Source organism: Dysgonomonas sp. HGC4, assembly GCF_001261715.1.
Taxonomy (GTDB): domain Bacteria; phylum Bacteroidota; class Bacteroidia; order Bacteroidales; family Dysgonomonadaceae; genus Dysgonomonas_A.
Genome location: NZ_CVRU01000073.1, coordinates 37,010 through 43,344, shown reverse-complemented (window position 1 = coordinate 43,344; position 6,335 = coordinate 37,010). Strand labels below are relative to the sequence as shown.

General features: G+C 32.9%; 6 protein-coding genes. All 6 read left to right on the top strand.

Annotation, left to right across the window (positions count from 1 at the left end):
• The first annotated feature begins 92 nt into the window (after positions 1–92).
• The 6 genes from HGC4_RS07000 (at position 93) to HGC4_RS06975 (ending at position 6,264) form a co-directional block, all read left to right on the top strand.
• Positions 93–1,751 carry an AMP-binding protein gene (locus HGC4_RS07000; protein ID WP_050709412.1) on the top strand — a complete coding sequence of 553 codons (1,659 nt, stop codon included), beginning with the start codon at positions 93–95 and terminating at the stop codon, positions 1,749–1,751.
• 145 nt (positions 1,752–1,896) lie between these two features.
• The gene (locus HGC4_RS06995; protein ID WP_050709411.1) at positions 1,897–2,760 is read left to right on the top strand and encodes an ABC transporter permease; all 864 of its coding nucleotides are present in this window, start codon (positions 1,897–1,899) and stop codon (positions 2,758–2,760) included.
• A 24-nt stretch (positions 2,761–2,784) separates the two neighbouring features.
• On the top strand, positions 2,785–4,041 hold the full coding sequence (locus HGC4_RS06990) for an ABC transporter ATP-binding protein (RefSeq protein ID WP_050709410.1): 1,257 nt from the start codon (positions 2,785–2,787) through the stop codon (positions 4,039–4,041).
• Positions 4,026–4,892, top strand: coding sequence for an alpha-1,2-fucosyltransferase (locus HGC4_RS06985; protein WP_050709409.1), 867 nt, complete (start codon positions 4,026–4,028; stop codon positions 4,890–4,892). The genes HGC4_RS06990 and HGC4_RS06985 overlap by 16 nt, the downstream gene beginning before the upstream one ends.
• Before the next feature lie 32 nt (positions 4,893–4,924).
• Positions 4,925–6,043 (top strand): DegT/DnrJ/EryC1/StrS family aminotransferase, encoded by a 1,119-nt coding sequence (locus HGC4_RS06980; protein WP_050709408.1) that lies wholly within the window; start codon positions 4,925–4,927, stop codon positions 6,041–6,043.
• Complete coding sequence (locus HGC4_RS06975) at positions 6,034–6,264, top strand: acyl carrier protein (RefSeq protein WP_050709407.1); 231 nt, start codon at positions 6,034–6,036, stop codon at positions 6,262–6,264. The genes HGC4_RS06980 and HGC4_RS06975 overlap by 10 nt, the downstream gene beginning before the upstream one ends.
• Positions 6,265–6,335 lie beyond the last annotated feature (71 nt).

Below are 6,335 nucleotides of genomic sequence, written 5' to 3'. Positions count from 1 at the left end.
CATAAAATGGATCAATATTGAAGTTAAAAAAGTTTGCAAATACCATTTCTGTATCTATTTTTGCACAAATAACGAAAAAATGAGCAATTTTTATGATTAAAGAAAATTTTATCAAATTATATGAGGATAGTTTTAAATATAACTGGGATTTACCCGCACTGTCCGATTATGGAGACACAGATGTCTTATTTTATAAAGATTTGGCAAAAGAAATTGCTCGTTTGCATATTTTGTTTGATAAACTAGAAATAAAAAAAGGTACAAAGGTTGCGCTGATTGGTAAGAATACACAACAATGGTGTATGGTTTATATGGCTACCATTACATATGGAGCAGTTGTTGTTCCGATATTACAGGACTTCCATTCTGATAATATTCACCATATTGTAAATCATTCTGAATCGGAATTGCTTTTTGTTAGTGATTCTATTTGGGAAAGCCTGGAAGAAGGACAAATGTCTCATTTGACGGGGATATTTAGCTTGTCTGATTTCTCATGTATATATGATAACAGTAAAAAACATATAAAGTCAGCTATTCGAAATCTCGATAATGATATGGAGGTTAAATATCCAAAAGGGTTTTTGAAAGAAGATATATTATATGCTGATGTTGATAATTCAGAGGTTGTACTAATTAATTACACATCGGGAACTACGGGATTCAGTAAGGGTGTTATGCTGTTAGCTAATAATCTGGCAGGAAATGTTACTTATGCTAAAACATTAGATTTATTATTCAGAGGGGATAGGGTTGTCTCTTTCCTACCGCTAGCACATGCATATGGCTGTGCGTTTGATTTTTTATATGCACTGTCAGAAGGTGTTCACGTAACCTTATTAGGAAAAGCACCCTCTCCTAAGATTTTAGCTGCTGCATTTTCTGAGATAAAGCCCAATCTTATAGTTACCGTTCCGTTGGTTATCGAAAAACTATATAAGAAAGCTATTTTGCCTAAGCTAGAGAAATCAAGCATTAAGATGGCATTGAAGATACCTATTGTTAAAGATCAGATATATGCAAAAATAAGAAAAGGATTGATAGATGCTCTTGGAGGTTCTTTTAGAGAAGTTATCATTGGTGGAGCAGCCTTCAATAAAGAAGTCGAAAGTTTTCTTTATAAAATAAAATTTCCATTTACAGTAGGGTATGGCATGACGGAATGCGGTCCTTTGATCTCGTATGATCACCATTATGATTTTGTTCCAACTTCGTGTGGCAAAGTTTTGTCTATAATGAAAGTACGTGTAGATTCTCCTGATCCTTATAATACTCTTGGAGAAATACAAGTGTGGGGAGAGAATGTAATGAAGGGGTATTATAAAAATGAAGAGGCTACTAATGCTGCTTTTACGACTGACGGATGGCTTAAGACTGGAGATCTGGGTACTATCGACGAAAATAATAGAATTTACCTTAGAGGAAGAAGTAAAACAATGATACTAGGCGCTAGTGGACAGAATATCTTTCCTGAAGAGATAGAGGCCAAATTAAATAATTTGCCCTACGTTACAGAATCACTGGTTGTAAGTCGTAATAATAAGCTGGTGGCTTTGGTATACCCCGATTATGAAGCGATGAATTCAACAGGTTTATCTTCTAGTACATTAGATATAGTAATGGAAGAGAATAGACAGGTTCTGAATAAATCGGTATCTAATTATGAAACTATTTCTACAATCCATATTTATCCCACAGAGTTCGAAAAGACTCCTAAAAAAAGCATAAAGAGGTATTTGTATGAGACATAATGCTACTGAATGTAGTTAATTAACATAAATGAATCCTTGTAAATTAACATAATGCTTCTATATATTGGAATATGATAGATTCAATTTCCATAAAAGTATTATCTTTGCTGTCTGATATTAATTCATTTAATTACTTAACTATTGTATGAATACAGCAAAAGACGATGATTGGGATATCGTTATTAAGCCTAAGGAAAAAGGAATTCATCTACACTTAAAAGAAGTATGGAGATACAAGGATTTATTATATCTGTATGTTAAACGCGATTTTATTTCAACTTACAAACAGACAATACTAGGGCCTCTTTGGTTTTTTATTCAGCCTATTTTTTCCACTCTTATATTTACTCTAGTATTCGGTGGAATTGCTCAAATATCGACAGATGGTTTACCTCCTATGTTGTTTTATATGGCAGGTGTTCTATGTTGGAACTATTTTACTGATTGCTTGAGTCGTAGCTCTGGAACCTTTATGGGAAATGCAGGAGTTTTTAGCAAAGTATATTTTCCCCGTTTGGTTGTGCCTATTGCAGGATTAGTTTCTGCAGTTCTGAAGATGTTTATTCAATTATTGTTATTTTTCTCCATTTATATCTATTTTCTATTTCAAGGTTCTCCTATTGGAGTAAACAGTTATGTACTCTTATTTCCTCTTCTGATAACTATGATGGCAGGTATCGGTTTTGGTATTGGTATCATTATTTCATCAGTAACGATCAAATACCGTGACTTGAATATATTGTTTTCATTTGCTATCGGACTAATGATGTATATTACTCCCGTGATTTATCCGTTGTCTGCTATTCCTGCAAAATATGGAGCATTGAAATGGGTTATTCAATTAAACCCTCTGTCATCAATATTTGAGGCTTTTAGGTTTGGAATGCTAGGTACAGGAAATCTTTCATGGGGAGGATTGTTATATAGTAGTATATTTACTGTTGTAGTTGTCTTGATCGGGATTGTTACCTTTAATAAGGTTGAACGTCGATTCGTAGATATTGTATAATAAAATAACGTAGAACATTCTAATATGTCAAATATATCAATCGAATTTGAGAATATCTCAAAACAATATCGTTTGGGTACAATCGGTACAGGAACTTTAACTCATGACTTAAACAGGTGGTGGCATTTGATGCGCGGTAAAGAAGATCCATACTTAAAAGTTGGTGAAGTTAATGACCGTAGTATAAAAGCCACTAGTGATTATGTTTGGGCATTAAAAGATATTTCATTCAGTGTTGAGCAAGGGGAAGTCTTAGGTATTATAGGTAAGAATGGAGCCGGAAAATCGACTCTTCTTAAGATACTTTCGAGAGTTACTTCACCAACTACAGGTTCAATTAAAGCTAAAGGACGTATTGCTTCTTTACTCGAAGTTGGTACCGGATTTCATAGTGAATTGACTGGGAGAGAGAATATTTATATGAACGGAGCTATTCTTGGAATGACAAGAAGAGAAATCGTTAGTAAGTTTGATGAAATAGTAGACTTCTCTGGAATAGAGAAATATATTGATACACCTGTAAAGCGATATTCTTCAGGGATGACAGTTCGTCTAGGGTTTGCTGTGGCTGCGCATCTAGAGCCTGAAATATTGGTTGTTGATGAAGTTTTAGCTGTTGGGGATGCCGAATTTCAGAAGAAAGCAATAGGTAAAATGAAAGATGTTTCGCAAGGAGGCGGACGTACTGTGCTTTTTGTAAGCCATAATATGACAGCTGTTAAAAGCTTATGTACGAAAGGTTTACTTCTTGAGAATGGAATATCGACTTATTCAGGATCTATTGATAGTACAATAAATAGATATATAGCGGGTACTCGCGATAGCCTTCGTATAACAAACAATGTAAATCAACATATTAAAACATCAGAAGACAATCTAGTTCTTGAAGAAATTTATATTTCAACAAATAATGAGCATGGGGTGTTATATATTGATGAAGCTTTTGAATGTTGTTTTAAAATAGATTTTAAGGAAAGAATTGATAATTTTAATCTTAGTCTATCATTTTGTGATGAAGTTGGGGCTACAGTATTTGTAACTACAACAGCTGTTGTTAGCTGCGAAAGAGGAGAGAAGCTTTTTAAATGTAATATTCCGGCTAATCTGCTGAATACTAATTTATATAGCCTAATTCTTCTTCTGGTTAAAAACTCATCTCAAGTTTTGACTCGAGTAGATAATGCTTTATTTTTCGAAATGCATGAGAAAGGTCGCGAAGGTACATACTTTGAAAAGTTTGGTGGGGGAATTCGTCCACTATTAAAATGGGAAATTATTTGAAAATGGTTCAAGTCTCACTTTATGGAGGTTTGGGAAATCAATTATTTCAATATGCGACAGCCAAAAACATGGCAAGGCTTAATAATGCTGAGTTATATCTATGTTTAGATTGGTTTAATCAGGATTTCAAGAACACAACTAAACGGATATTTGATCTCGAATACTTTAATATTAAGTATAAAAGAACAAGAAGTCTGAAGCCTCGTATTTTAAGCAAGTTATGGAAACCTTGCTATATAACAGAAAAGAGTCCTTTTTCTTATAATCAAGGGTTGTTGAATCTGAGAAATCGTAATATATGGCTTTCTGGTAATTGGTCTTTCTTTTCCTATTTTGATGATATTAAAGATCAGCTTCGAGAGGAAATGCATCCAAAGACAGTAAATGCGGAAAATAAATTAGTTTTACAAGAAATTGTAAATACAAATTCGGTTTCAGTGCATATAAGACGAGGGGATTACAGCTCCAGTAACCTTTTTTGTATTTTAGATCAAGCATATTATTTAGAGGCGATTTCAAAAGTTCGAGAATGTATTGATAATCCTATTTTTTATATATTTTCGGATGATATTGATTTTGTAAAGAAGTCATTTCAGAATGAAAACGTTAGGATTATAGATATTAATCATGGCTCTGATAGCTATATGGATCTTTACTTGATGAGTCAGTGCCAGCATAATATAATTGCTAATAGCACTTTTAGCTGGTGGGCAGCATATTTGAATGCTAATCTCGATAAGATGATTATCGCACCTCAAAAATGGTATCAAGAGGATAATACTTATTACATAGAAAATAAAGATATAGCATCAGAAGGTAAATTTTATCCACAAGAATGGATAGTATTATAGTATTAGAAGCTACTTAAGACTAGGATATAATTATGAGTAAAAATATTTTTGTAACTCAGCCGGCACTTCCGCCACTTGAGGAATTCATCCCTTATTTACAAAATATATGGGATAATAAGTGGTTGACTAATAACGGTCCTTTCCATCAACAATTTGAAGAAGAATTAGCTAAATATTTAGGAGTTAAATATCTATCTGTATTTTCAAATGGAACTTTGGCTCTTATTACAGCTTTGCAAGCATTAAGGATTACAGGTGAGGTTATTACTACTCCTTATAGTTTTGTAGCAACCACACACTCCTTGTGGTGGAATAATATAAAACCTGTTTTTGTAGATATAGAGTCTCAATATCTGAATATTGATCCTAATAAAATAGAGGCTGCAATAACACCTAAGACTACGGCTATAATGCCGGTGCATGTATATGGAAATCCTTGCTATGTGAAAGAAATACAAGATATTGCTGACACTTATGGATTGAGAGTAATATATGACGCTGCACATGCTTTTGCTGTCAAAAAAAATGGGAATTCTATTCTTAATTGGGGAGATCTTTCTATTATGAGTTTCCATGCTACAAAAGTATTTAACACTATTGAGGGTGGTGCTATTATTTGTCAGGATGAAAAGACTAAGCAAAGAATAGATTTACTTAAGAATTTTGGATTTAAGGATGAGGTAACAGTTATAGAACCGGGTATAAATGCTAAGATGAATGAACTTCAGGCTGCATATGGTCTACTACAATTAAAATATGTAGATTCGTACATTTCTAAAAGAAAAGAAATAGTCACTCTATATAATAAGCTTTTATCTGAGACTAATGGGATTACTTTAATGTCTATAGATAATGATGTAGAGCATGCTTACCCTTATTATCCGATATTAATTGATACGAAGGAGTATGGTATTTCAAGAGATGCTTTGTATGAAAAGCTAAAAGAGTACAATATTTATGGTAGAAGGTACTTTTATCCCTTGATTAGTGAGTTTCCTACTTATAGAGGCTTGGCTTCTGCCTCTAAAGATAATCTTCCAGTAGCAAATAAAGTCGCAAAAGAAGTACTTTGTCTACCTATTTATCCGGATCTTTCAACTGATGAAATAGTAATGATTTGTAAAATAATAAAAGATAAGACATGGAATTAGATAAATTTATTAAAGATTTTGCTGCACAATTTGATGATACTGATATAAGCGAATTTACAGAAAATACAGTATTTAAGAATTTAAAAGAATGGTCATCTTTGATTACATTGTCGTTAATAGCTATGGTTGATGAAGAATATGAGACGAAATTGAAAGGTGATGATATCAAGAGCTCTGAAACCATTAAGGATTTATACAATATTGTAAAAAATAGACTGTGAAGAAATATGCTTTTTAGAGATGAGTAATAGTAGAATAAGCATTTTTTTGTAGAAGTTCTAAAAAAGCACGT

What these genes read in the sequence shown, in the direction of transcription:
- HGC4_RS06990 (WP_050709410.1), top strand. Translation starts at nt 2,785, where the DNA reads ATGTCAAATATATCAATCGAATTTGAGAATATCTCAAAACAATATCGT.
- HGC4_RS06980 (WP_050709408.1), top strand. Translation starts at nt 4,925, where the DNA reads ATGAGTAAAAATATTTTTGTAACTCAGCCGGCACTTCCGCCACTTGAG.
- HGC4_RS06985 (WP_050709409.1), top strand. Translation starts at nt 4,026, where the DNA reads ATGGGAAATTATTTGAAAATGGTTCAAGTCTCACTTTATGGAGGTTTG.
- HGC4_RS06975 (WP_050709407.1), top strand. Translation starts at nt 6,034, where the DNA reads ATGGAATTAGATAAATTTATTAAAGATTTTGCTGCACAATTTGATGAT.
- HGC4_RS07000 (WP_050709412.1), top strand. Translation starts at nt 93, where the DNA reads ATGATTAAAGAAAATTTTATCAAATTATATGAGGATAGTTTTAAATAT.
- HGC4_RS06995 (WP_050709411.1), top strand. Translation starts at nt 1,897, where the DNA reads ATGAATACAGCAAAAGACGATGATTGGGATATCGTTATTAAGCCTAAG.